Source organism: Methylobacterium sp. 1A (assembly GCF_058072805.1).
Map to the genome: position 1 here is coordinate 2,174,368 of NZ_JBYQVE010000002.1, position 21,877 is coordinate 2,196,244.

Genomic DNA, 21,877 nt, shown 5'->3' on the forward strand with positions numbered 1-21,877 from the left:
GTTGTCGGACATGACAGATCCCGTCTTCTTCACCGCCGCCACCGGCCTCACCCTGGCCGAGATCGCGGCCGCCGCCGGCCTCGGCCTCCCCGAGGGAGCGGATCCGGATCGCCGGTTCAGCGGCGCGGCCTCCCTGGAGAGTGCCGGTCCGGACCACCTCGCCTACATGGACAACGCCCGCTACGGCGACGCCCTCGCGGCGACGCGTGCGGGCGTGTGCCTCATCTCGCCCCGCTTCGCGGCGCGCTGCCCCGCCGGAACCGTCGCCCTCGTCAGCCGCGATCCCTACCGCGCCTACGCGGCCCTGCTCGGCCGCCTGCACCCGGACGCGCTGCGTCCCGGTTCCCAGTTCGCGGTCCGCGGCGTCGCCTCCGGCGCCCACGTCCATCCCGAGGCCCGGCTCGAGGACGGGGTCACGGTCGATCCCGGCGCGGTGATCGGGCCGGGAGCCGAGATCGGCGCCGGCACGGTGATCGGGCCGAACGCCGTCATCGGGCCGGGCGTCCGGATCGGGCGCGACTGCGCGATCGGCGCGGGCACGACCCTCAGCCACGCCCTCCTCGGCAACCGGGTGATCCTGCATCCGGGGGCCCGGCTCGGACAGGACGGGTTCGGCTTCGCCATGGGCGCCACCCACCTCAAGGTGCCGCAAGTCGGGCGGGTCATCGTGCAGGACGACGTCGAGATCGGTGCCAACACCACGGTCGACCGGGGCGCCTCGCGCGACACGGTGATCGGGGAGGGCACCAAGATCGACAACCTCGTGCAGATCGCCCACAACGTCGTGATCGGGCGCCACTGCGTCATCGTGTCGGGGGTCGGCATCTCGGGCTCGACCACGCTGGAGGATTACGTCGTCCTCGGCGGGCAGGTCGGCGTCGTCGGCCACCTGCGCATCGGTCGCGGCGCGCAGATCGCCGGCTCGTCCAACGTCAACCGCGACGTGCCGCCGGGCAGCCGCTGGGGCGGGACGCCCGCCAAGCCGGTGCGGGCTTGGTTCCGCGAGCTGACGACGCTCGCGCGGCTCGCGGAACGCTCGGGCAAGGAGCCCGCCGGAGACGACGCCTGACCGGGAAGGCCTTGCGCTTCCGGCGATTTCTTCCGAATAGGGCGGTCGGCGCCCCGGTGGCGGCCGGATTGCGGGCCGCCGATGGCGGCAAGTCGAGGTGCGGATTTCGATGAGTGAGGCGGCGCGCGAGACCGGCAGCGAGCTGGGCATAGCCGATATCCAGACGCTGCTGGAGCTGCTGCCGCACCGCTACCCGTTCCTGATGGTCGACCGCATCGTCGAGATCGACCGGGACGAATCCTGCGTCGGCATCAAGAACGTTACGGCCAACGAGCCGCAGTTCATGGGCCACTTCCCCGACATGCCGGTCTTCCCGGGCGTGCTCCTGATCGAGGGCATGGCGCAGACGGCGGGGGCGATCTGCTGCCGCCACATCCGGGCGGACGGGCGGAACACCAAGCAGGTGTTCTTCATGACCATCGACAAGTGCAAGTTCCGCAAGCCCGTCACCCCCGGCGACCAGGTGCGCTTCCACATGACGAAGCTGAACCAGCGCCGGACCATGTGGTGGTTCCGCGGCGAGGCCCGGGTCGACGGCACGCTGGTCGCGGAGGCCGAGATCAGTGCCATGCTGGTGACGGAGTGACCGCCCCCGTCATCCACCCGAGCGCCGTGATCGAGTCCGGCGCCCGCATCGGCGACGGTGCGCGGATCGGCCCCTTCTGCCATGTCGGGCCCGAGGTCGTGCTCGGCGCGGACTGCGAACTCATCAGCCACGTGGTCCTGGCGGGCCGCACCGCGATCGGCCCCCGCACGCGGATCTTCCCCTTCGCGTCGATCGGCCACCAGCCGCAGGACCTGAAATACCGGGGCGAGGCCTCGACCCTGACGATCGGCGCCGACTGCCTGATCCGCGAGGGCGTCACCATGAACCCGGGCACCAGCGGCGGCGGCCTGGAGACCGTGGTCGGCGACCACTGCACCTTCCTGGCCAACTCGCATGTCGGCCACGATTGCCGGGTCGGCGCCCACGTGATCTTCTCCAACAACGTCATGCTGGCGGGCCATTGCAGCGTCGGCGACTACGCGATCCTGGGCGGCGGCGCCGCCGTGATCCAGTTCGCGCGGGTCGGCGCGCACGCCTTCGTGGGTGGCCTGTCGGGCCTGGAGAACGACTGCATCCCCTACGGCATGGTACTCGGCAACCGGGCCTACCTGTCGGGGCTCAACATCATCGGGCTGCAGCGCCGCGGCTTCGCCCGCGAGGACATCCACGCGCTGCGGCGCGCCTACCGCCTGCTCTTCGCCCCCGAGGGCACGCTGATGGAGCGGGTGGAGGACGTGGCCGCGACCTTCGAGTCCCACGCGGCGGTCGCCGAGATCCTCGACTTCATCCGCCTCGGCGGCAAGCGCTCGATCTGCACGCCGCGCGAGGTTCCGACCCCGATCAGCGCCGCCTGAGCGGCCGGGCCGTGACCGAGGCCGATCCCGCCCCCGCCCCAGAGGGGGCCCTGGTCCTGATCGCGGGGGCGGGGCGCCTGCCGGAGCTCGTCGCCGAGTCGCTCCGCCGGGCGCGCCGGCCCTTCCGGGTGATCGCGCTGCGCGGCTTCACCGGACCGGCCCTGCGCGCCGGCGCCGACGCCACGGTCGACCTCCTCGATCTCGCGGCCACCCTGAAGCTGCTGCGGCTCTGGGGGCCGGCGACCGTGGTGCCGGCGGGCGGCGTCTCCCGCCCGAGCCCGGCCGCGATCCTCAACGCGGGCGCCGCCCTGCGCAACCGCGAGGCCCTGCGGGCGATCGCCGGCGGCGGGGACGACCGCCTGCTGCGGGCGGCGGTCACGCTGGTCGAGGAGGCGGGCCACCGGGTCGTCGGCGTCCACGAGGCCGCGCCGGACCTGCTCTGCCCGGACGGCCCCCTCGGGCGCCGGGTCCCGGACGCGGAGGCGGCCGCCTCGATCCGCACCGGGCGCGGCGTCCTCGACGCCCTCTCGCCCTACGATCTGGGGCAGGCGGTCGTCCTGGCCGGCGACCGGATCCTCGCCGTGGAGGGGCCGGAGGGCACGGACCGCATGCTGGCCCGGGCGCGGGCCCTGGGGCGGCGCCCCTTCGGGTTCGGCCGGGCGATGCCCGCGACCGTGCTGGTGAAGGCTCCGAAGGTCGGCCAGGACCGCCGCATCGATCTCCCGGCCGTCGGCGCCCGCACCGTGCGCAACGCGGCCCGGGCAGGCTGCGCCGGGCTCGCCCTGGAGGCCGGCGGGACCCTGGTCATCGACCGGGCGGCGACGGCCGCGGAGGCCGACCGCCTCGGCCTGTTCGTGGTTGGGTACGGGGGCGCGCCGTGACCGGCCGGCCCCGCACGATCTGGCTCGTGGCCGGCGAGGATTCCGGCGACCAGCTCGGCGCCAAGCTGATGCGCGCCCTGCGCGAGGCCGCGCCCGACACCGTCTTCGGCGGCGTCGGCGGCGAGGCCATGGCGGAGGCGGGGTTCGCGTCCCTGTTCCCCCTCGATGACGTGGCGGTGATGGGCTACCTGCCGGTCCTCGCCCGGGCGCGGACCCTGCTCCGCCGCATCCGCGAGACCGTCGAGGCGACGATCCGCGCCCGGCCCGACGTGCTGGTGATCATCGACAGCCCGGGCTTCACCCACGCGGTGGCGCGGCGGGTGCGCAGGGCGGCCCCCGGCATCCCGATCATCGACTACGTGTCCCCGAGCGTCTGGGCGTGGCGGCCGTGGCGGGCGAAGGGCATGCGGCCGTTCATCGACCACGTGCTGGCCCTGCTCCCGTTCGAGCCCGACGCGCATCTGCGGCTCGGCGGCCCGCCCTGCACCTATGTCGGGCACCCGCTGATCGAGCGCCTCCCGGAGCTGCGGCCCGGCGCGGCCGAGCGGGGGCGGCGCGAGGCCGTTCCCTACAGCCTCGTGGTCCTGCCGGGCTCCCGGCGGTCCGAGATCGAGCGGCTGATGCCGGTCTTCGGCGCGGCGCTGGCCCGCGTCGCCGAGGGCCTGGCGGTCGAGACGGTCCTGCCCGCCGTGACCCGGCACAGGGCCCTGATCGAGCGGCTGTCGGCCGGGTGGCCGGTGCCGGTCCGCATCGTCACCGGCGAGGCGCCGAAATACGCGGCCTTCCGGGAGGCCCGGGCGGCGCTCGCCGCCTCCGGCACGGTCACGCTGGAGCTGGCGCTCGCGGGCGTCCCGATGGTCGTGGCCTACAAGGTCTCGCGGGCGGAGGAGTTCATCGCCCGCCGGCTGATCCAGGTCCCGAGCATCGTGCTGCCGAACCTGATCCTCGCCGAGAACGCGATGCCGGAATTCGTCCAGGCCGACTGCACCCCGGAGCGCCTCGCCGGCGCCCTGCGGCCGCTCCTGGCCGGCGGTCACGAGCGCGACGTCCAGCTCGCCGCCCTCGGCCGCATCGACGGGCTGATGCGGCTCGCCGCGGCGGACACGCCGAGCCGGGCCGCGGCGCGGATCGTCCTGCGCGCGGCCGGGGGGCAGGGAGCGGATCCGGCGGCGTGACGGCGCCGCTCAGCCGGCGCGACGGCCGCAGCGGATATAGGTCGAGGTCCCGCGGCTGCTCGACCAGGTCAGGTGCTCGCCGTCGACCTGCAGGCGGACCTGCGACGACCAGTGGCGGCCGCGATCGCTGCACTCGGCGGCCGTGACCCAGGCGCCGCCGCTCCGCCGCACGTCGTGGAACAGGCACAGCGTGCGGCCCGCGCGGGCGCGGTCCTGCGTGATCGTGGCCGGGATGTAGCCGCGGCGGCGCGAGCGCGCTCCGCAGGCCTCCGGCGTCGGGCCCCAGACACCGACATACTCGGCGGCGGGCACCGCGGTGGGCACGGCGGCGGCCGGAGCGGCGCCCGGGGCCGGGCGGGCATTCGCCGTGGTCGCGGGCGGCGCGGCGGCACTCTGCGGGGCCGCCGGCGCCGGAGAGGCCGCCATGGCGGTCTGGCCGGGCGGCTCGGCCGGGGCGGTGAGCGGGTCGGGCTCGTCGAGCATCACGACGCGGCGCGCGGGGCGCGGCGCGGCGGACCCCGCCGCGGACGGGCTCGCTTCCGGCGGGGACGGGCGGAACGGCAGGTCCTCGGTGAGGTAGGCGGCGCTGTAGGCGAACAGGCCCACCCAGCCGAGGATGAGGAGGGTCGGCAAGGCGAAGCGACGCCAGGAGCCGGAACGCGCCCCGTCGCCCGGATCCGCCAGAACGACCGCCCCCATGGTCCGCCCCCCTCTCGTCCGCTCAGCGGCCGAAGATGCCCTTCAGGAACTGCGCCGTGCGGTTGCGCTTGCGCTTGCGCTCCAGCTCCGACGCGTCCCTGAGCCACGCCACCTGGACCACGCGCCGCTCGCCCTCGAAGGGCTCGTGGCCGTGCCAGGAATTGTCCGCCCGCAGGAACGCGAACATCGTGCCCATGGTCGGCGGGACCTCCACCGCGAAGGGCTCGTAGTTGCGGCCGTCGTAGAGCACCCGCAGGCGGCCGGCCGCCGGGGCGTCCCAGGCGTCGTTCATGTAGACGAGCAGGGTGAGCACCTTCGACGGGCCGTCGGTGTGGATCGAGCCGTATTTCAGCTGGCTGCGGCGCATGATGGTCGTCAGGCGCGGGCAGGAGACGAGGTCGATGCCGAACTTCTCGCCGAGGATCTTCGAGAAGGCGTCGCTCTCCAGCTCGTCGATCAGCGCCTTGAACCGGCCCTTCAGGGTGACCTCGTCGACCGTGAGGTAGCCGGGCTTGGCGATGTCCGGGAAGTCGCGCCGGATGTCGTCGATCGCGTCGGGATTCAGGACGTTGCTGCCGAGGGTGTAGGCGTAGGGCTCGCGCGAGACGGGCGCGGCGCGCACGGCGGAGATGTCGAGGATCGAGAGAGCGGACATCGCTGGGTCCCTTGGCTCCGGCGCCGGTCGGCCGGCACGCGGGGCGCCGGAGACGCGTGCCGGGGGGCCGGTCCAGCCGTCGTGCCGGGGCCGCCCGCGCAGGCGTCCACGACCACAAATCTACAGCTGCTTCCGGCGATCCCGGAATCTCCTAATCCGCCGATTGCGGCGGTCCGACGGCGAAAGCGGCCCGGTGGCGCATTCCGGTGACAGTCTCGGGCGGCCCGCTTGTGCAGGATGGCGCCAGACCCGCGGGCTTTCTTCCCGGGTGCGTACCGGAACCCGTGCCCGATGAGGCCGTTGGCCCTCGCTCTGCTGTTCGCCCACCTCGCCGCCGTCGCGGCCGGGGTCGAGGCCCGTGCGCAGTCGCGGCCGCCGCGCGGCTCGATGACGGCCCGCATGACCTGCGCCGAGGCGATGGCCCTGGTGAAGAACGAGGGCGACGTGATCATCGCCGCCGGGGCGGCGCCGGAGCGGTTCGTCAGCAATCCCGGCCAGTGCAGCGGCGCGGAGATCGCCGAGCTGCGCTTCGCCCCGACGCGCGACAACCCGCAATGCCCGATCGGCTACCATTGCCGCGAGCCCGGCTTCGAGGAGTGGAACTGGTAGCCGCGGCGCCCGCGTAAATCGCCGCACCGCCGGAACGTGACCAAAGTTTCACGCGACAGCGCGGGCCGAGTGCCACTATCTGGCCATCTGCCGGGGCCAAGGCCGCCGGCGGCGCCCCGGGCGGGCGCGCGCGGATGGGGGATCGACGGTGGCAGCACTCAGGACCGGACTGGGCATCCAGGCCGTGCTCACGGCCCTGGCCGCGCTGATCCTGCTGGCGTTTCCCGGAATCCCGAGCCCGCCGCTCTACGTCTCCCTCGCCGGCTTCGCCATGGCGGGCATCCTGATCGCCGCGAACGGCATCTCGGCCTACCTGAAGGTCTTCGTCTCGGTCTACGGCGTCGGCTACCTGCTGCTCGCCGGATCGAAGACGATCGCCGCCATGGGGCTGCTGCCGCCGGTGATCGCCGCGCTGCTCCCGCCGGCCTTCGCCGCTACCGGCGCGGTGGTCTTCGCCGCCATCGTGCTCGGCATCTCGCATCTCGAGCCGATCCGCGCGATCACCAACATCGCCGACCCGTACTTCGCCAATCGCGACAAGCCGACCAAGGAGATCGGCCTGTTCCGCTGGTTCGGCACCACCGAGGGCCGGATCGGCCGCAACCTCGTGGCGCTGTCGATCTTCGTGAACTTCGCCGACGTGGCGCTGACGCTGCGGTTCAACTTCTTCTACCGCGACATCTACAACTCGCTCCAGGAATACGATGCGAACGCGTTCTGGTACCAGCTGCTCTGGGTGTTCGTGCCGCTGGCCACGCTGAACATCGCCATCGGCATGTTCGACCTGTTCGTCGATTCCTCGCTGCTCATCCGCTGGCGCACGTGGCTGACCCACAGCCTGTACGAGCGCTGGCTCGGCAACGGCACGCATTACCGGATCCCGTTCACCGACGAGGAAGCGGACAACCCGGACCAGCGCATCCAGGCCGACGTCAACAGCTTCATCGTGCAGACCACGACGCTGTCGATCCGGCTCCTCAGCCAGGCCGCGCAGCTCGTCTCGTTCATCGTGATCCTCTGGACCCTGTCGCGCGACTTCGTCGTGCCGTTCACCGACACGGTGATCCCGGGCTTCCTGGTCTGGCTGGTGATCGCCTACGCGGTGGTCGGCACGTGGCTCACCCACCTGATCGGCCGGCCGCTCATCGGGCTGGACTTCCGGCAGGAGCAGGTCGAGGCGAATTTCCGCTTCGCGCTGGCCCGGAACCGCATCTACTCCGAACAGATCGCCCTGCTGCGCGGCGAGCGGGCAGAGGCCTCGCGGCTCTCGAGCCTGTTCCACAGCGTGATCGACAACTATGTCGGGATCATCTTCCGCCGCATCAAGCTCATCGCCTTCACGTTCAGCTACCGGCAGGCGAGCGTCATCTTCCCGATGGTGCTGGCGGCCCCGTCCTTCTTCGCCAAGAAGATCACGCTGGGCGCGCTCCAGCAGACGTCCCAGGCCTTCAGCCAGGTGCAGAGCTCGCTGTCGTTCTTCGTGGACTCGTACACGACGCTGGCCGCCTACAAGGCCAATACCATCCGTCTCGGCTCGTTCCGAAGGGCCATGACGAAGGCCGAGGCGCTGGAGGCGGCGGGCTACGGCCTCGTCCAGGGGAACGAGAGCACCGGCGACGTCACCGCGCGCGGCCTCGTCCTCGCCCTGCCGAACGGGAAGCCGATCGTCACCGCCGACGCGCTGACCCTGCCGCGCGGCGGCGCGACCCTGGTCACGGGTCCCTCCGGCTCCGGCAAGTCGACCCTGTTCCGGGCGATCGCGGGGATCTGGCCGTTCGGCAAGGGCCGGGTCGACGTGCCCGCCGGGCAGTCGGCCCTGCTGCTGCCGCAGCGGCCCTACATTCCGCAGGGGACCCTGCGCGGCGCCGTTGTCTACCCGAACACCACCGACCAGTTCTCGGACGCGGCGATCCGGGACGCCCTGACGGCCGCCCAGCTCCCCCACCTCGTCGACCATCTCGACGAGAGCGACACCTGGGAGCGGCGGCTGTCGGGTGGCGAGCAGCAGCGGCTCGCCATCGCCCGCGCGCTGCTGGCCAAGCCCGAATGGCTGTTCCTCGACGAGGCGACGGCCTCCCTCGACGAGCCCTCCGAGGCCGCCCTCTACCGGATGCTGCGCGAGCAGCTCCCCGGCACGACGATCGTGTCGATCGGCCATCGCTCGACGCTGGACGCCTTCCACGACCGGCGCATCGCGCTCGAGCCGGAGAGCGGTGTCTTCGTCCCGCGGGTGCAGAGGCAGCCGCTGCCGGCGGAGTGAGAGGCTGCAACAGCTCCTCCCCCTCTGAGGGGCGGGGCCGCGCCCTCTCCGTCATCACGAGCGCGGCGAAGTGACCAGGGCAGCGCGACATCCTGGAGATGTGGCGCGACCCTGGATTGCTTCGCTTCGCTCGCAAGGACGTCGGTTGCGGGGCTTACGCCTTGCGCAACCCCGCGGCGGCCCGGGCCGCCCGCTCGATCGCCGCCGGATCCGGCGTGCCGGGCTTCACCACCCAGCTGCCGCCGACGCAGAGCACGGACGGGATCGACAGCCAGTCCGGGGCGCTCAGCTCGGTGATCCCGCCCGTCGGGCAGAACCGCACCGCGCCGAACACCGCCGCGTGCGCCTTCAGCGCCTTGATCCCGCCCGCGGCCTCCGCCGGGAAGAACTTGAACCGGTCGAGCCCGTGGTCGAGGCCGCGCATGATGTCGGCCGCCGTCGCGACGCCGGGCAGGTAGGGCACGCCGTTGGCCTTGGCGGCGTCGGTCAGCGGCTCGGTGAGGCCCGGCGAGACGATGAACTCGGCCCCCGCCGCCAGGGCCTTCTCGAGATCGCGCGGGTTGAGCACCGTCCCGGCGCCCACCACCGCGCCCTCGACCCGGGTCATCTCCCGGATGACGTCGAGGGCGGCCGGGGTCCGCAGGGTGACCTCCAGGGCGGTCAGGCCGCCCTTCACCAGGGCCTCGGCGATGGGCCGCGCCTGCGCCGCGTCGTCGATCACCAGGACCGGAATGACGGGCACGGAGCGCATCAGCGCGTCGATGCTGGTCAGATCGTTCATGGTCGGCAACTCCCTCTCGGTTTCAGAGGCCGGCGGCGGCGAGCATCGCGGAGGCGCCCCGCTCCGCCGTGTCGGCCCCGTGACGCATGAACGCGAACAGCTCCCGCCCGGTGCCCTGCGCCGGCTCTGGCGCCTCGGCCTCGGGGCGGGTGGCGAGCTCTGCCTCGTCGACCAGCACCTCCAGCAGCCCGTCGGCCGCGCTGAGGCGGACGATGTCGCCGTCGCGGATCCGCCCGATCGGGCCGCCGCCGAGCGCCTCGGGGCTCAGGTGGATGGCGGCCGGCACCTTGCCGGACGCGCCCGACATCCGCCCGTCCGTCACCAGGGCGACCTTGTGGCCGCGGTCCTGCAGCACGCCCAGCGGCGGCGTGAGCTTGTGGAGCTCCGGCATGCCGTTGGCCCTCGGGCCCTGGAACCGGACCACGACCACGACGTCGCGCTCCAGCTCACCGGCCTTGAACGCCTTCAGCACCTCGTCCTGGTCGGAGAAGACCCGGGCCGGGGCCTCGATGGTGCGGCGATGCTCCTCGACGGCGCTGGTCTTGAACGTCGCCCGGCCGAGATTGCCCTTCACGAGCCGCATGCCGCCGTCGGGCTGGAACGGGTTGCCGGGCCGGCGCAGCATCGTGTCGTCGAGGCTCTCCGGCACGGCGTCCTCGAAGACCAGCTCCTCGCCGTCGAGCTTCGGGTCGCGGGCGTGGTCGCGCAGCGTCTGGCCCGACACGGTCAGGATGTCGTCGTGCAGGAGGCCCGCGTCGAGCAGGGCCGCCATCACGAAGCTCATGCCGCCCGCGGCGTGGAAGTGGTTCACGTCGCCGGCGCCGTTCGGGTAGACGCGGGCGATCAGCGGCACGGCGCTGGACAGGCGGTCGATGTCCTCCCAGTCGATGACGATGCCGGCCGCGCGCGCGATGGCCGGCAGGTGGATCGCGTGGTTGGTGGATCCGCCCGTTGCGAGCAGGCCGACCGCTGCGTTGACGATCGCCTTCTCGTCGACGCAGAGGCCGAGCGGCCGGTAGTCGTTGCCGGCGCCGCCGATCTCGGTGAGCCGGTGGATCGCCGCCCGGGTCACGGCCTGGCGCAGCTTGGTGCCGGGGTTGATGAAGGACGCGCCCGGCATGTGCAGGCCCATCATGTCCATCATCATCTGGTTGGAGTTGGCCGTGCCGTAGAACGTGCAGGTCCCGGCCGCGTGGTAGGAGGCGGACTCGGATTCGAGCAGCTCCGCCCGGCCGACCTTGCCCTCGGCGTAGAGCTGGCGGATCCGCTGCTTCTCCTTGTTGGCGAGGCCCGACGGCATGGGCCCGGCCGGGATCAGGATCGTCGGCAGGTGGCCGAAGCGGAGCGCCCCGATCAGCAGGCCCGGCACGATCTTGTCGCAGATGCCGAGCAAAGCCGCGCCGTCGAACATGCCGTGGCTCAGCGCGACCGCGGTGGAGAGCGCGATCGTGTCCCGGGAGAACAGCGACAGCTCCATGCCGCTCTGCCCCTGCGTGACGCCGTCGCACATGGCCGGCGTGCCGCCCGCGACCTGCGCGGTGGCGCCGCGCTCCCGGGCGAACAGCTTGATCTGCTCCGGGTAGCGCCCGTACGGCTGATGGGCCGAGAGCATGTCGTTGTAGGCGGTGACGATGCCGATGTTCATCACCGTCCGCTCGTCGCGGATCGCCGCCTTGTCCTCGCCGGAGGCCGCGAAGCCGTGGGCGAGGTTGCCGCAGGCGAGCTTACCGCGCCGGACCCCCGCCTCGCGCTCGCGGGCGATCAGGTCGAGATAGGCGCGCCGGGTCTCGCGGGAGCGCGCCACGACGCGCTCGGTGACCGCCGCGACCTCGGGATGAAGCTCGGTCATGCTCGTTCCTCCAGGCTCGGTGCCGACGGGCGCGCGGCCGAGGCCGCGAGTCGGGATCGGCCGCGCGCCCGCGTCGGTGGCCGGTATCTAAGGGGTGCGCCGCGGGATGTAACCCGGGGCGGGCGCCGGCGACGCCGCGACGGCCGCCCGCCGGCTCAGGAAACCCCGCGTCCAGGGCAGCGAACGCTCACGCTCTCGATCGATGCCACTCACATCGTCATCACGAGCGAAGCGAAGTGACCCAGGGCAGCGCGACCCTGGATTGCTTCGCTGCACTCGCGAAGACGGTGCGCTCACGCCTCTGCCTGGACGCCCGACGGCAGCACGTCTCGAAGCGCTCCTTCGAGGCCTGCCTCAGGACGGGGTCGAACCGCGGAGACCCGGCGCGCTCCCGGACTCAGTACTCCCAGAAGATGCGCTGCAGCTCCTTGGTGTCGCTGGTCTTGGTGAGCGCCACGGCGGCGAGGATCTTGGCCTTGGCGGGATTGAGGTCGTGGGCGACCACCCAGTCGTACTTGTCGTCGGGCTGCTCGGCGTTGCGCAGCACGAATCCGTCCGGCACGCGCGACGAGCGGATCACGACGGCGCCCTTGGAGCGGATCTCCTTCAGCTTGTCGACGAGGTAGCCGGGGACCGAGCCGTTGCCGGTGCCGGCGTTGACGATCGCCTTGGCGCCGGCCTGAAGCTCGGCGTCGTAGACGCCCGGGATCATGTTGCCCGAGCCGTAGACAATGCCGACCAGCGGCAGGCTGTCGATCTGGTCGATGTCGAACTCGGAGCTCATGTTGTGCCGCTTCGTCAGCGAGCGGAAGAAGTAGGTCTTGCCCTCGACCACCATGCCGAGCGGTCCCCACTGGCTGTAGAAGGCGCTGGGCACGATGTTGGTCCGCTTGTTCACGTCGCGGCCGCACTGGATGTAGTCGTTCATCGTCACGGTGACGCCCTGGCCGATCGCCTCCTTGCTGGCGGCGACCGTGACGGCGTCGAGCAGGTTGAGGGCGCCGTCGGCCGAGATCGCCGTGCCCGGCCGCATCGAGCCGACCACCACGATCGGCTTGTCGCTCTTCACCACGAGGTCGAGGAAGAACGCGGTCTCCTCCAGCGTGTCGGTCCCGTGCGTGACCACGATTCCGTCGACGTCGTCCTGCTTCAGGAGCTGGGACACGCGCTTGCCGAGCTGGACCAGCTGGGCGTCGGTGAAGCTCTCGGAGGCGATCTGGAAGACCTGCTCGCCGCGGACGTTGGCGATGGTGTTCACCTGCGGCACGGCGGCGATCAGCTTGTCGACCGGCACCTTGGCGGCCGTGTAGGTGGCGCTGTTCGCGGCGTCGGCGCCGGCGCCCGCGATCGTCCCGCCGGTGGCGAGGATCACGACGTTCGGCTTCTTCGCCGCGGCGGCCGTGCCGGCCTCGGGCATCTCGCGCGCGACGAGGGGCGCCGCCCCGAATCCGCTGGCCAGGGCCAGGGCGAAGACCGCTCCGCGCAGGGGAAGAGCCGCGCCGCTTCGGCAGGAGAACATCGGAGATCCTCGACGGTTGACGGGAGAGCGAGTCGGACTCGACGCGGGGATGGTAGCCGCGCCCCGGCTCGAGGCAAGGATCATGCAGGGCGCCGACGTGCAGGGCGCGACGGATCGTTACGCAAGCTCGGGCGTTGATGGGGGTTGCTGTCCGCTCGGAGTTTGATCCCATGCTGCATCTCGCCGGCCTGCTCGAGGAACTCGAGCGGAGCGAGCCCGCGCGGGCCGCGATGTCGATCCTCGAGACCTCCCTCGCGCGCCGCTCGACGGAGGAGCAGGGCGCGTTCTGGCGCGCCGTCGACATCTACTACGTCTCGCGGAAGGCCCCGCCGGAGGCGACCGTGCCGGGCCAACTCGGACCGGGCAAATCCGTGGCGAGCGAGGCCGCGCCGGAGCTGGCCGCCGCGTCCTGAGCCCGGCCTCCGGATCCGATCGCGGCGCTCAGGCGCTCGCCGGCACGGCCGGCGGCATGCCGGCGCCGCTCTCGGGCTCGCTGCCCGCGCGCACCGCCTCGCGGGTCTCGGGCATCAGCGCGAAGTAGAGGACGAAGCCGAGCGCCGCGATGGCCGCCAGCGCCAGGAAGGCGGTGGAGTAACCCGCCGACACGATGATCACGCCGGCCAGCGTCGCGCTCAGGGAGGCGCCGATGCCCTGGGCCGTCGCCACGGCGCCCTGGGCCGCGTTGAACCGGCCGCCGCCGCGGGTCAGGTCGGCGACGACGATCGGGAACAGCGCGCCGTAGACGCCGGCCCCGATGCCGTCGAGGAGCTGGACGCCCACCAGCCAGAACGGGTTGTCCGACAGCGTGTACAGGACGCCGCGCAGCGCCAGGATGCCGAAAGCGGTGAGGAAGATCGGCTTGCGGCCGATCACGTCGGCCTTCGCGCCCACGAAGATCGCCACCGGCACCATCACGCACTGCGCCGCCACGATGCAGACCGCGATCAGCGAGGTCGCGTGGTCCTTGCCCGAGATGTGCGTCAGGAGCTGGCCCACCGAGGTCAGCATCGCCGCGTTGGCGAGGTGGAAGATCGCGCAGAGCACCGCGAAGATCAGCAGCGCCCGGTTCTGCAGCAGGGTGGCGAGGCCGGAGGGCTTCTCCTGAGCCTGCTCCTCCGCCTCGGTCATGCCGCGGGCGAGGTCGTTGTCGATGGCGTCGGCCGGCACCATCAGCATGGCGCCGATGGACAGCGCCGCCAGGATGCCCATCAGCCAGAACACGACCACCGGCCCGAAGAAGTAGGCGAGCCCGCCCGCCAGGGCGGCGGAGACCGCGTTGCCGGCGTGGTTGAAGCCCTCGTTCCGGCCGATCCGCTTGGCGAACATCTTCGGCCCGACGAGGCCGAGCGTGATCGCGGCCAGCGCCGGCGGGAAGATCGTCCCGGCGACGTGAGCGATCGATTGGGTGGCGGTGACGAGGTAGAAGTTCGTGATGAACGGCAGGACGAGGCAACTGGCCGTCACTGCGATGGCGCCGCCGATCACCACCGCGCGCTTGTGGTTGGTGGCGTCGATCAGCGCGCCGGCGGGCGTCTGCGCCACGAGGCCGAGGATGCCCGCGATGGTCATCACGAGACCGGTCGTGGCCTCGTTCCAGCCCTGGTCGGGGCCGCGCACGGCGATCAGGTAGATGGCGAGGTAGGGGCCGAGGCCGTCGCGCACGTCGGCGAGGAAGAAGTTGAGCGCGTCGAGGCCGCGCAGGGCCTTGGCCGAGGGTGTCCGGCCGCCGGCGCCGCGGGCGCCCGTCTCGATGCTGTTCATCCTGCCGCGATCCCCCGACCGACGGACGGCGCGGCCCCGATCCGGGCCGTGCCGTCGCACGCGGGGCTCGACGCCCGCGCGCGCCATCGGTTCCCGCGCGGCGCGGGCCTCACGCGGGATGTGAACGGTTCTCCGGCCCGCACGGGCCTCAGGCCGTGTCGGTGCCGGCCGAAGCGTCGGGATTCCCGACAGCGTCTGTCGTCTCTTCCGACAGATCGGTGCCCGGCGCGCCGAGGCCGTAGCGCTCGATCTTGGCGTAGAGGAGCTGCCGCTGGATGCCGAGCCGGCGGGCGGCCCGGGCGCGGTTGCCGTCGGCCTCGCGGAGCGCGGCCGCGATCATGGTCCGCTCCAGGCGAGCCACGGCCCCGGGCAGGTCGCCGGCGAGCCAGTCGGCCGCGCCGTCCTCGCCGCGGCGGTCGAGTCGCGCGGCCGGCAGATCGATGGCCTCGGCCGCGATCACGCCGCCGCGCACCAGCATGGCGGCGCGCTCCACGACGTTGCGCAGCTCGCGGACATTGCCGGGCCACTCGTAGGCGAGCAGGCGCGAGGCGGCCCCACCGCTCAGGCGCTTGCCCGAAGGGACCAGGAAGTGCTCGGCGAGCGGCACGATGTCGGCCAGGCGCTCGCGCAGGGGCGGCAGGGTGATCGGAACGACGTTCAGACGGTAGTACAGGTCGGCGCGGAACCCGCCCGCGGCGACGAGCGCCGGCAGGTCGCGATGCGTCGCCGCCACGAGGCGGACATCGACCCGGGCAGGCCGGCCCCCCAGCGGGGTCACGACGCCGTCCTGGATCACCCGCAGGATCTTCGCCTGCATCGCGGCCGGCATGTCGCCGATCTCGTCCAGGAACAGGGTGCCGCCCTGGGCCTCGTGGAAGGCGCCCGCGCGGTCGGCGGTCGCGGCCGCGAAGGCGCCCCGGACATGGCCGAACAGCTCGCTCTCCAGAGCCTCGGCCGGGATCGCCGCGCAGTTGACCGGGACGAACGGCCGCGCGCGCCGCCGCGAGAAGGCGTGCAGGGCCCGGGCGACCTCCTCCTTGCCGGTGCCGGTCTCGCCCTGGACCAGGATCGTGGACGCGTTGTCGGCGACGAGACCGATGGTCTTCTGGACCTTCCGCATGCCCGCGCTCGACCCGATCAGGACCGGGTGGTCCGGCGGCGGGGCAGCGCCGACGGGATCGGAGCGGGCGTCGCGCAGCATCGCGTCGAGGACGGCGGCGAGGTCGGCCCGGCCGATCGGCTTGGTCAGGTGGTCGTGCGCCCCGAGGCGCATCGCCTCGATCGTGTTGGCCGGGCTCGCGAAGGCCGTCAGGACCGTCACGGGCGGCGGCTCCGGCAGGGCCCGGATCCGCTCCAGGGTGGCCATGCCGTCGAGGTCTCCGGGCATGCGCAGGTCGAGGAGCACCGCCGCCACCGGACCCTCGCCCAGCCGCGCCAGCGCCTCCGACCCGGAGGCAACCGGAAGCGCGGTGTGCCCGAGATCGGTCACCGTCTCGGCGAGCCCGTCGCGCAGGGCTCTGTCGTCGTCGACGATCAGGATGGTTGCCATGGCAGATCCAGGACAAAGGTGGTCTCCGGCGCGCCCTCGACCAGCCTCGCCTCGCCCCGATGCGCCACGGCGATCTCGCGCACGATCGCGAGCCCCAGACCGGTCCCGTCGGGCCGGCCGGTGACGAAGGGCTCGAACAGGCTGGCGCGGATCGCCGGGTCGACCCCGGCGCCGGTATCGGCGACGCTGAGGCGCAGCCGCAGCGCGCCGTCGACCGTCACGCGCTCGGCGCCGAGGCGGACCCGCCCGCCCGGCGGCGCGTGCTGCAGGGCGTTCAGCAGCAGGTTGTCGACGGCGCGGGCGACCTGCGCCCGGTCGAGATGCGGGTGGTCCGCGGCGGGCAGCCCGTCGGCCTCGACCGCGATCCGGACCGCGCGCGCGCGCGCCAGGTCCTCGTGCAGGCCCGCGCACTCGGCCAGGAGCGGTGCCACGGGTGTGGGCATCCGGTTGAGCGGCCGCGCCTGCGTCAGGTTGAGGAGGTCGCGCAGCAGCGTGTCGACCCGGGCGATCTGGCCGAGAACGGTCTCGAGGGCGACGGCGGCGCGGTGCGGATCGCCGCTGACCAGGGCGTTCTCGGCCTTCAGCCGCATCGCCGCGATGGGGTTGCGGATCTCGTGGGCGATGCTCGCCGCCAGACGGCCGACGGCGGCGAGGCGCTCGGTCGCCACGATCCGGGCCTGGGCCTCCCGCAGCCGCCCGCCGGCGGCGTTGAGGGCGTCGACCAGCCGGTCGAGCTCGCGCTCGCCGGTGCGGTCGAGATGGGGCAGGTCCTGGCCGTCCGGACGCGGCGCGGCGAGCGCGGCCTCGAGCCGGGCGATCCGCCCCGAGAACCCGTACAGGAACCAGCTCAGGAACGCGGCCGATCCGAGTACCGTGGCGGCGAGGAAGCCCAGGCCCGCGAGGAAGCGCGTGTAGGTGGGGCCGTCGTTCACGTGCGCGCGCGTCATCGACCACGCGGTCAGGCCGGCCTCCGGCCCGTGCAGCGGGCAGGCCTGGAGCATGAGAACCTGGGTCCGGCTCGGCCGCCGCTCCGAGGCCGCGTGGTCGACCCGCAGGGCCTGCGCGTTCAGCGCCGCGATGGCGTCGCGCTCGGCCGCCGGAAAGTCGGTCTTCGGCCCGGATCCCTCGTAGGTCGGATAGGCGTAGGCCACCGACCCGCGCGCGGCGCTCCAGATTCCGCCCTCGAGGCCCGGGAAGCGCGCCAGAGCGGCCGAGACGGTGCCGACGAGGTCGGCCTCCCCGACGCCCCTCCCGCGCGCACGCACGAGGGCGGCGTACCGGTCGATGATGTCGCGGCAGGCCCGCCCGACCGCGAGATCGGCCTGCGCCACCTGGACGCCCGTCGACTGGTCGTAGACGCCGAGCATCAGGTAGGCGGTGGCGGCCGCGGAGGCGACCAGCAGGACCCAGAGCGCGAGCAGCCGGGCGCGCAGGCTGTAGGCCGTCACGGCGGTGTTCGACCCGGCATGGCGCTGGCTCCTGCGGCGGCGTCGCGCGCCCGGACCCCGTTCCTAAGCCATTGCCCGGTCACCGACCACGCGGAGACTGCGCGGGTCCCACGGTGCCGACGCGACGCGCGCTTACGGCCCCGGGCCGGGCCCGGGACCGCCGGGAGAGGGGCGCCGCGTCCGGCACCCCGCTCGGACGTACGATCGATCAGTCGTCGGCGCGCGCGCTCACTTGCGGTTCGTGATGAGGCTGTCGACGTTCTTGTTGGCTTCCTTATTCTCCTTCCGCTGCATCACCACTTCGTGCTTGGTGTCCTTCATCGACATCTCGTCACGCTTGCCCTGGGGCATCTCCTTCGGGGCCGCCAGGGCCGGCGTGACCGACCAGAGACAGGCCAGGCAAAGAGCAGCGCGCGCCGTAGTCTTGAACATGATGCCTCCTCCACTCAATCGACATTGCAGGACGTCTTGGCGATGCCGCCGGTTCCTCATGCGCGGATCACGGGCGTGCGATCCGTCGCGCGGATGGTCTCGTCTCAGGGCTGGCCCGACGGGTTGATCGGCAGGGCGTCGCTTCCGAGCTGCACGCAGGTCAGCATCGCCACGTAGGACGGGGTGCCGCCGATCTGGCTCTCCGTCGCGCAGGTCCGGCGCTCGGCCACGTCGAACGTCGCCCAGCGCTTGATCAGGGTGCGCCGGGCGGCGGCCTCGTCGGACAGGCAGCCGCGGTAGCTCGCCCGGTCGACGGCGGTCGATCCCGCCCGGTGCTCCGGCGCGCAGATCGCCCGGATGTTGAAGTCCGGAACCCCCGCCGTCCGGGCGGAGGCCGCCAGGGTCCCGCCGAGGAGCAGTTCGAGTCCCAGGATGGTCGAGATCCAGAATCGCCGCACGCGACCCTCCCTCCTGTGCGCCGACCGGGCCGCGCCCGAGATCCGTCAGGCGCGGCCGTCGTCGGCGTTCGGTCACTTGCTGGTCTTGGCACCCGCCGTCGTGCCGGTGGCCTGCGGCGCGCCCTTGTCGGCCGTGGCGGCGGCCGCCTTCTGGGGCACCGCGATCGCGTCGATCACGTCGAAGCGCATGTTGTCCTGGGCCGTCTTCAGGGCGGCGTTGGCCTCGTAATACTTGCCCTGATTGATCAGCGTCGCGGCCTGATCGACGTCGGTGATGGTCTTGTTCAGGGGCAGGACCGCCATGGTGAAGTTGACGTCGACATGGGCGAGCTTGAGCTTCTCCAGGGCCCCCTTCTGGTCGCCCTGAGCGAGGTTCTTGTTCGCCTCGGTCACCGCGGAGGCCTTGGCGGGCGTGGCCACGAAGTCGTCGCCGAGGGTCAGCTGCGCGTCGACCGGGACCCAGGCCACCTGCTCCTTGGAGGCCGTCTTGGTATCGGCCTTGGTGTCGGCCTTGGCGCTCGGCGCAGTCGCCTTGTGGGCGGCCATGTCGGCCGGCGACTTGAGGTCGGCCTCGGCCTTGGTGAAGACCGCGTCGTCGGTCTTGGCCTTGGCGAAGGCGGCCTGCGCCTTGGCGATCATGTCCTTGGCCTGGCCGGGATTGGCCTCGAAGATCGCGAGGCGGGTGAGCTGGAGATCCCTGAAGCCCTGTGCGCCGTCCTTCGAGAGCTTGCCGACATCCTTGTCGACCGCCGCCTGGCTCGCGCTGATCTGCGTGCCGTTGGTCTGGGCGGCCTGCTCCGCCGCGTAGGCGGTTCCACCGAGGATTGTGGTGAGCACGAGAGCCGCAGCCATAGATTTGCGATAGGACATAGTAATATCTCCCTCTAATGCCGGAGATAAGGCCTTCATCTGCATTGGCCTCATTCATTCCGTGTTCAGATAATAGATCAGCCGCCATTTGGTCGCATGACCGGAAGATTAAAGAACGGCAATGCGCCGCCGGGCGTGGCGGGTCTCAGCGCGGCGGGGTTCAGCGCGGCAGGAAGCGGCCGGCGCGCGCGTCGAGCAGCGCCACCAGCGCCGGCGCCATGAAGTCGTGCACGTCGGGGATGTCGAGGCAGACGAGGCGGGTCCCGCGCAGGGCGGCCCCGAAGCGGCGCATCAGCTTGCGCCGGTGCGCGCGCTCCATGACGACGACGATCTCCGCCCAGGCGAGATGATCGGCGTCCACCGGCTCGTCGGCGTCGGGCGACACCCCCGCGCTGGCGGTCTCGATGCCGGGCAGCCGCGCGAAGATCTGTTCCGCGGTCGGGCTGCGGGCGCGCGCCCGGCCGCAGACGAACAGGATCCTCACGCGCTCTCCGCGAGGTCGGCTTGCCGCTCGAACAGGGCGCGGTACGCCCCGTTCGGGCGGCGCAGCAGGGCGGCGTGAGGCCCGTCCTCGACGATGCGACCGCGGTCGAAGACGAGGATCCGGTCGAGGGCCTGCACCGTGGACAGGCGGTGGGCGATGACCAGGGCGGTTCGCCCGCGCATCAGCCGCGCCATGGCCTCCTGCACCAGAGCTTCCGACTCGGAATCCAGGCTCGAGGTCGCCTCGTCGAGGATCAGGATCGGCGCGTCCGCCAGGAAGGCGCGGGCGAGCGCCACCCGCTGGCGCTCGCCGCCCGACAGCTTGACCCCGCGCTCGCCCACCAGCGTCGCGTAGCCCTTCGGCAGCCGCGCGATGAAGTCGTGCGCGTTGGCGAGGCGCGCCGCCCGCTCGATCTCCTGCGCCGAGGCGCCGGGCCGGGCGTAGGCGATGTTCTCGGCCAGGGAGCGGTGGAACAGCACCGGCTCCTGGGGCACGATGGCGACCTGCGCGCGCAGGCTCGCCTGGCTCGCCGACGCCACGTCCTGCCCGTCGATCGTCACGCGCCCGCCCGACACGTCGTAGAGCCGCTGGATCAGCTTGACGAAGGTCGTCTTGCCGGAGCCCGAGCGCCCGACCAGCCCGACGCGCTGGCCGGCCGGAATGGTCACGGTCAGCCCGTCGTAGAGGGGCCGCGTGTGGTCGCCGTAGTGGAAGCGCACGGTCTCGAACCGGATCGCCCCGCCCGCGACCGCGAGCGGGACCGCGCCGGGCCGGTCGGCGACGCCGACGGGTTCGGCCTCCAGGGCGACCAGCTCCTCCATCTCGTTGATGGCCCGCTGCAGGTGGTTGATGTGGCCGCCGATGTCGCGGAGGTAGCCGTGCACCACGAAGGTCGCGGTCAGGACGTAGGCGACGTCGCCCGGGCTCGCCCGCTCCCGCCACCACAGCCACAGGGCGATGGCGACGATGGCGGTGCGCAGGACGAGCAGCAGCCCGAGCTGGCCGGTGCCGCCCCAGGTGACGATCATCCACGTGCGCCGGGTCCGCCGCTGCCACTTCGCCAGCAGCCGGCCGAGCCGCGCCTCCTCCCGCGCCTCCGCGCCGAAGGCCTTGACGACGGCGTTGTTGCCGATCGCGTCGCTCAGCGCGCCGCCGAGGCGGGTGTCGAGGGCGTTCGAGAGCGCGGCCGCGGGCGCGATGACGCGGGTCGCGAGCAGCGCGGTCGCGCCGACATAGGCGCCGGCGCCGATCGCGACCGTCGCGCCGAGGGCCGGCCAGTGCAGGCCGAGGACCAGGGCCGTGCCCACGAGGACGACGAGCGCGGGCAGGAGCGACAGCAGCAGCGTGTCGTTGAGCCCGTCGATCGCCCACATGCCGCGGGAGATCTTCCGGACGGTGGAGCCCGAGAAGGTGTTGGCGTGCCACTCGGTCGAGAAGCGCTGGACCCGGGCGAAACCTTTGCCGACGATGTCGCTCATGGTGCGCAGGGAGAGCGGCACCACGAGGCTCCAGGCGACGTGCCGCAGCAGCGCGGTGGCGAGGCCGAGCCCGGTCATCGCCAGGAAGGCCGGCCAGGCCGCGTCCAGCGCCGCGCGTCGGTCGCTCCCGGAGAGCGCGTCGACCAAGCGGCCCGCGAAGAGCGGCAGCAGCACCTCCGCCAGGGTGGCGAGCGTGATCGCGCCGGTGAGACCGGCGACGAGGGGCCAGCGCCTGCGCCAACTGCGGACGACGAAGGCCAGGACGCGACGGACCGCGTCCGCCTTCTGGGGAGACGACAGAGACATGCGAGTGCCCGACGCGGGCGAGCGTCGGCTCCGGGTGACGCCGCGTCCCATCGCGAACGATGCGCGCCGGCGAGATCAGGCAGGATCGGGTTCAGAGGCGCCGGGCGGCAGGGCCGGGCGAGAGCGGGAAGCGGCTAGCCGGCCCGCGCGGGGGCGCCGTCAAGTCCTGCTCGGAGGGTGGCAAACACAGCGA

Annotated in this window: 21 protein-coding genes; 8 read left to right on the forward strand and 13 right to left on the reverse strand. The window is 72.6% G+C overall.

Annotated features, from left to right (window positions below; genetic code table 11):
• The first annotated feature begins 10 nt into the window (after positions 1-10).
• From lpxD to lpxB, 5 genes are all read left to right on the forward strand, one after another.
• A complete protein-coding gene (gene lpxD, locus ACX9MN_RS30330) occupies positions 11-1,069 on the forward strand; it encodes a UDP-3-O-(3-hydroxymyristoyl)glucosamine N-acyltransferase (protein ID WP_020092986.1) in 1,059 nt (352 codons plus the stop codon).
• 109 nt (positions 1,070-1,178) lie between these two features.
• Positions 1,179-1,655 (forward strand): 3-hydroxyacyl-ACP dehydratase FabZ, encoded by a 477-nt coding sequence (gene fabZ, locus ACX9MN_RS30335; RefSeq protein WP_020092987.1) that lies wholly within the window; start codon positions 1,179-1,181, stop codon positions 1,653-1,655.
• Entirely contained in the window at positions 1,652-2,470 is an 819-nt protein-coding gene (lpxA, locus tag ACX9MN_RS30340) for an acyl-ACP--UDP-N-acetylglucosamine O-acyltransferase (RefSeq protein ID WP_056533043.1), read from the forward strand. The genes fabZ and lpxA overlap by 4 nt, the downstream gene beginning before the upstream one ends.
• 11 nt (positions 2,471-2,481) lie before the next feature.
• On the forward strand, positions 2,482-3,351 hold the full coding sequence (locus ACX9MN_RS30345) for an LpxI family protein (RefSeq protein ID WP_489726221.1): 870 nt from the start codon (positions 2,482-2,484) through the stop codon (positions 3,349-3,351).
• Positions 3,348-4,526 carry a lipid-A-disaccharide synthase gene (lpxB, locus tag ACX9MN_RS30350; RefSeq protein WP_489726222.1) on the forward strand — a complete coding sequence of 393 codons (1,179 nt, stop codon included), beginning with the start codon at positions 3,348-3,350 and terminating at the stop codon, positions 4,524-4,526. Before ACX9MN_RS30345 ends, lpxB begins: the two co-directional genes overlap by 4 nt.
• A 9-nt stretch (positions 4,527-4,535) precedes the next feature.
• On the opposite strand, the gene ACX9MN_RS30355 is transcribed toward lpxB, so the two are convergent.
• Positions 4,536-5,225: a peptidase inhibitor family I36 protein gene (locus tag ACX9MN_RS30355; protein WP_091978215.1), complete on the reverse strand. Its 690-nt coding sequence runs from the start codon at positions 5,223-5,225 to the stop codon at positions 4,536-4,538.
• A 22-nt stretch (positions 5,226-5,247) separates the two neighbouring features.
• Entirely contained in the window at positions 5,248-5,880 is a 633-nt protein-coding gene (locus tag ACX9MN_RS30360) for a 2OG-Fe(II) oxygenase (protein ID WP_056533055.1), read from the reverse strand.
• A 291-nt stretch (positions 5,881-6,171) separates the two neighbouring features.
• Between ACX9MN_RS30360 and ACX9MN_RS30365 the strand changes: the two genes are divergently transcribed.
• Both ACX9MN_RS30365 and ACX9MN_RS30370 read left to right on the forward strand, forming a co-directional pair.
• On the forward strand, positions 6,172-6,489 hold the full coding sequence (locus ACX9MN_RS30365) for a hypothetical protein (protein WP_489726223.1): 318 nt from the start codon (positions 6,172-6,174) through the stop codon (positions 6,487-6,489).
• A gap of 148 nt (positions 6,490-6,637) precedes the next feature.
• Positions 6,638-8,749: an ABC transporter ATP-binding protein/permease gene (locus ACX9MN_RS30370; protein WP_026604903.1), complete on the forward strand. Its 2,112-nt coding sequence runs from the start codon at positions 6,638-6,640 to the stop codon at positions 8,747-8,749.
• Between the two features lie 154 nt (positions 8,750-8,903).
• Here ACX9MN_RS30370 and eda read toward each other — a convergent pair whose 3' ends face one another.
• From eda to ACX9MN_RS30385, 3 genes are all read right to left on the reverse strand, one after another.
• Entirely contained in the window at positions 8,904-9,530 is a 627-nt protein-coding gene (eda, locus tag ACX9MN_RS30375) for a bifunctional 4-hydroxy-2-oxoglutarate aldolase/2-dehydro-3-deoxy-phosphogluconate aldolase (protein ID WP_020092994.1), read from the reverse strand.
• A 22-nt stretch (positions 9,531-9,552) separates the two neighbouring features.
• The gene (gene edd / locus ACX9MN_RS30380) at positions 9,553-11,379 is read right to left on the reverse strand and encodes a phosphogluconate dehydratase (RefSeq protein ID WP_489726224.1); all 1,827 of its coding nucleotides are present in this window, start codon (positions 11,377-11,379) and stop codon (positions 9,553-9,555) included.
• A 397-nt stretch (positions 11,380-11,776) separates the two neighbouring features.
• Complete coding sequence (locus tag ACX9MN_RS30385) at positions 11,777-12,898, reverse strand: asparaginase (protein WP_489726225.1); 1,122 nt, start codon at positions 12,896-12,898, stop codon at positions 11,777-11,779.
• A 170-nt stretch (positions 12,899-13,068) separates the two neighbouring features.
• Here ACX9MN_RS30385 and ACX9MN_RS30390 point away from each other — a divergent pair, with 170 nt between their 5' ends.
• Positions 13,069-13,311, forward strand: a complete 243-nt coding sequence (locus tag ACX9MN_RS30390) for a hypothetical protein (RefSeq protein ID WP_091978212.1) — start codon at positions 13,069-13,071, stop codon at positions 13,309-13,311.
• A 28-nt stretch (positions 13,312-13,339) separates the two neighbouring features.
• On the opposite strand, the gene ACX9MN_RS30395 is transcribed toward ACX9MN_RS30390, so the two are convergent.
• The 8 genes from ACX9MN_RS30395 to ACX9MN_RS30430 form a co-directional block, all read right to left on the reverse strand.
• Positions 13,340-14,659: an MFS transporter gene (locus ACX9MN_RS30395; RefSeq protein WP_091680460.1), complete on the reverse strand. Its 1,320-nt coding sequence runs from the start codon at positions 14,657-14,659 to the stop codon at positions 13,340-13,342.
• A gap of 148 nt (positions 14,660-14,807) precedes the next feature.
• Positions 14,808-16,208, reverse strand: a complete 1,401-nt coding sequence (locus ACX9MN_RS30400) for a sigma-54-dependent transcriptional regulator (protein ID WP_091927196.1) — start codon at positions 16,206-16,208, stop codon at positions 14,808-14,810.
• A complete protein-coding gene (locus ACX9MN_RS30405; protein ID WP_427509628.1) occupies positions 16,193-17,656 on the reverse strand; it encodes a sensor histidine kinase in 1,464 nt (487 codons plus the stop codon). Before ACX9MN_RS30405 ends, ACX9MN_RS30400 begins: the two co-directional genes overlap by 16 nt.
• Positions 17,657-17,884: 228 nt before the next feature.
• Positions 17,885-18,088: a hypothetical protein gene (locus ACX9MN_RS30410; protein WP_020093001.1), complete on the reverse strand. Its 204-nt coding sequence runs from the start codon at positions 18,086-18,088 to the stop codon at positions 17,885-17,887.
• 104 nt (positions 18,089-18,192) lie between these two features.
• On the reverse strand, positions 18,193-18,546 hold the full coding sequence (locus tag ACX9MN_RS30415) for a hypothetical protein (RefSeq protein WP_056533079.1): 354 nt from the start codon (positions 18,544-18,546) through the stop codon (positions 18,193-18,195).
• A 72-nt stretch (positions 18,547-18,618) separates the two neighbouring features.
• Positions 18,619-19,416 carry a YfdX family protein gene (locus ACX9MN_RS30420; RefSeq protein ID WP_489726226.1) on the reverse strand — a complete coding sequence of 266 codons (798 nt, stop codon included), beginning with the start codon at positions 19,414-19,416 and terminating at the stop codon, positions 18,619-18,621.
• Positions 19,417-19,576: 160 nt separating this feature from the next.
• The gene (locus ACX9MN_RS30425) at positions 19,577-19,900 is read right to left on the reverse strand and encodes a low molecular weight protein tyrosine phosphatase family protein (protein WP_020093004.1); all 324 of its coding nucleotides are present in this window, start codon (positions 19,898-19,900) and stop codon (positions 19,577-19,579) included.
• Positions 19,897-21,684 carry an ABC transporter ATP-binding protein gene (locus tag ACX9MN_RS30430; protein WP_489726227.1) on the reverse strand — a complete coding sequence of 596 codons (1,788 nt, stop codon included), beginning with the start codon at positions 21,682-21,684 and terminating at the stop codon, positions 19,897-19,899. The genes ACX9MN_RS30425 and ACX9MN_RS30430 overlap by 4 nt, the downstream gene beginning before the upstream one ends.
• Positions 21,685-21,877 lie beyond the last annotated feature (193 nt).

What these genes read in the sequence shown, in the direction of transcription:
- lpxD (WP_020092986.1), top strand. Translation starts at nt 11, where the DNA reads ATGACAGATCCCGTCTTCTTCACCGCCGCCACCGGCCTCACCCTGGCC.
- fabZ (WP_020092987.1), top strand. Translation starts at nt 1,179, where the DNA reads ATGAGTGAGGCGGCGCGCGAGACCGGCAGCGAGCTGGGCATAGCCGAT.
- ACX9MN_RS30355 (WP_091978215.1), bottom strand. Translation starts at nt 5,225, where the DNA reads ATGGGGGCGGTCGTTCTGGCGGATCCGGGCGACGGGGCGCGTTCCGGC.
- ACX9MN_RS30360 (WP_056533055.1), bottom strand. Translation starts at nt 5,880, where the DNA reads ATGTCCGCTCTCTCGATCCTCGACATCTCCGCCGTGCGCGCCGCGCCC.
- ACX9MN_RS30365 (WP_489726223.1), top strand. Translation starts at nt 6,172, where the DNA reads ATGAGGCCGTTGGCCCTCGCTCTGCTGTTCGCCCACCTCGCCGCCGTC.
- eda (WP_020092994.1), bottom strand. Translation starts at nt 9,530, where the DNA reads ATGAACGATCTGACCAGCATCGACGCGCTGATGCGCTCCGTGCCCGTC.
- edd (WP_489726224.1), bottom strand. Translation starts at nt 11,379, where the DNA reads ATGACCGAGCTTCATCCCGAGGTCGCGGCGGTCACCGAGCGCGTCGTG.
- ACX9MN_RS30385 (WP_489726225.1), bottom strand. Translation starts at nt 12,898, where the DNA reads ATGTTCTCCTGCCGAAGCGGCGCGGCTCTTCCCCTGCGCGGAGCGGTC.
- ACX9MN_RS30390 (WP_091978212.1), top strand. Translation starts at nt 13,069, where the DNA reads ATGCTGCATCTCGCCGGCCTGCTCGAGGAACTCGAGCGGAGCGAGCCC.
- ACX9MN_RS30395 (WP_091680460.1), bottom strand. Translation starts at nt 14,659, where the DNA reads ATGAACAGCATCGAGACGGGCGCCCGCGGCGCCGGCGGCCGGACACCC.
- ACX9MN_RS30400 (WP_091927196.1), bottom strand. Translation starts at nt 16,208, where the DNA reads ATGGCAACCATCCTGATCGTCGACGACGACAGAGCCCTGCGCGACGGG.
- ACX9MN_RS30410 (WP_020093001.1), bottom strand. Translation starts at nt 18,088, where the DNA reads ATGTTCAAGACTACGGCGCGCGCTGCTCTTTGCCTGGCCTGTCTCTGG.
- ACX9MN_RS30420 (WP_489726226.1), bottom strand. Translation starts at nt 19,416, where the DNA reads ATGTCCTATCGCAAATCTATGGCTGCGGCTCTCGTGCTCACCACAATC.
- ACX9MN_RS30430 (WP_489726227.1), bottom strand. Translation starts at nt 21,684, where the DNA reads ATGTCTCTGTCGTCTCCCCAGAAGGCGGACGCGGTCCGTCGCGTCCTG.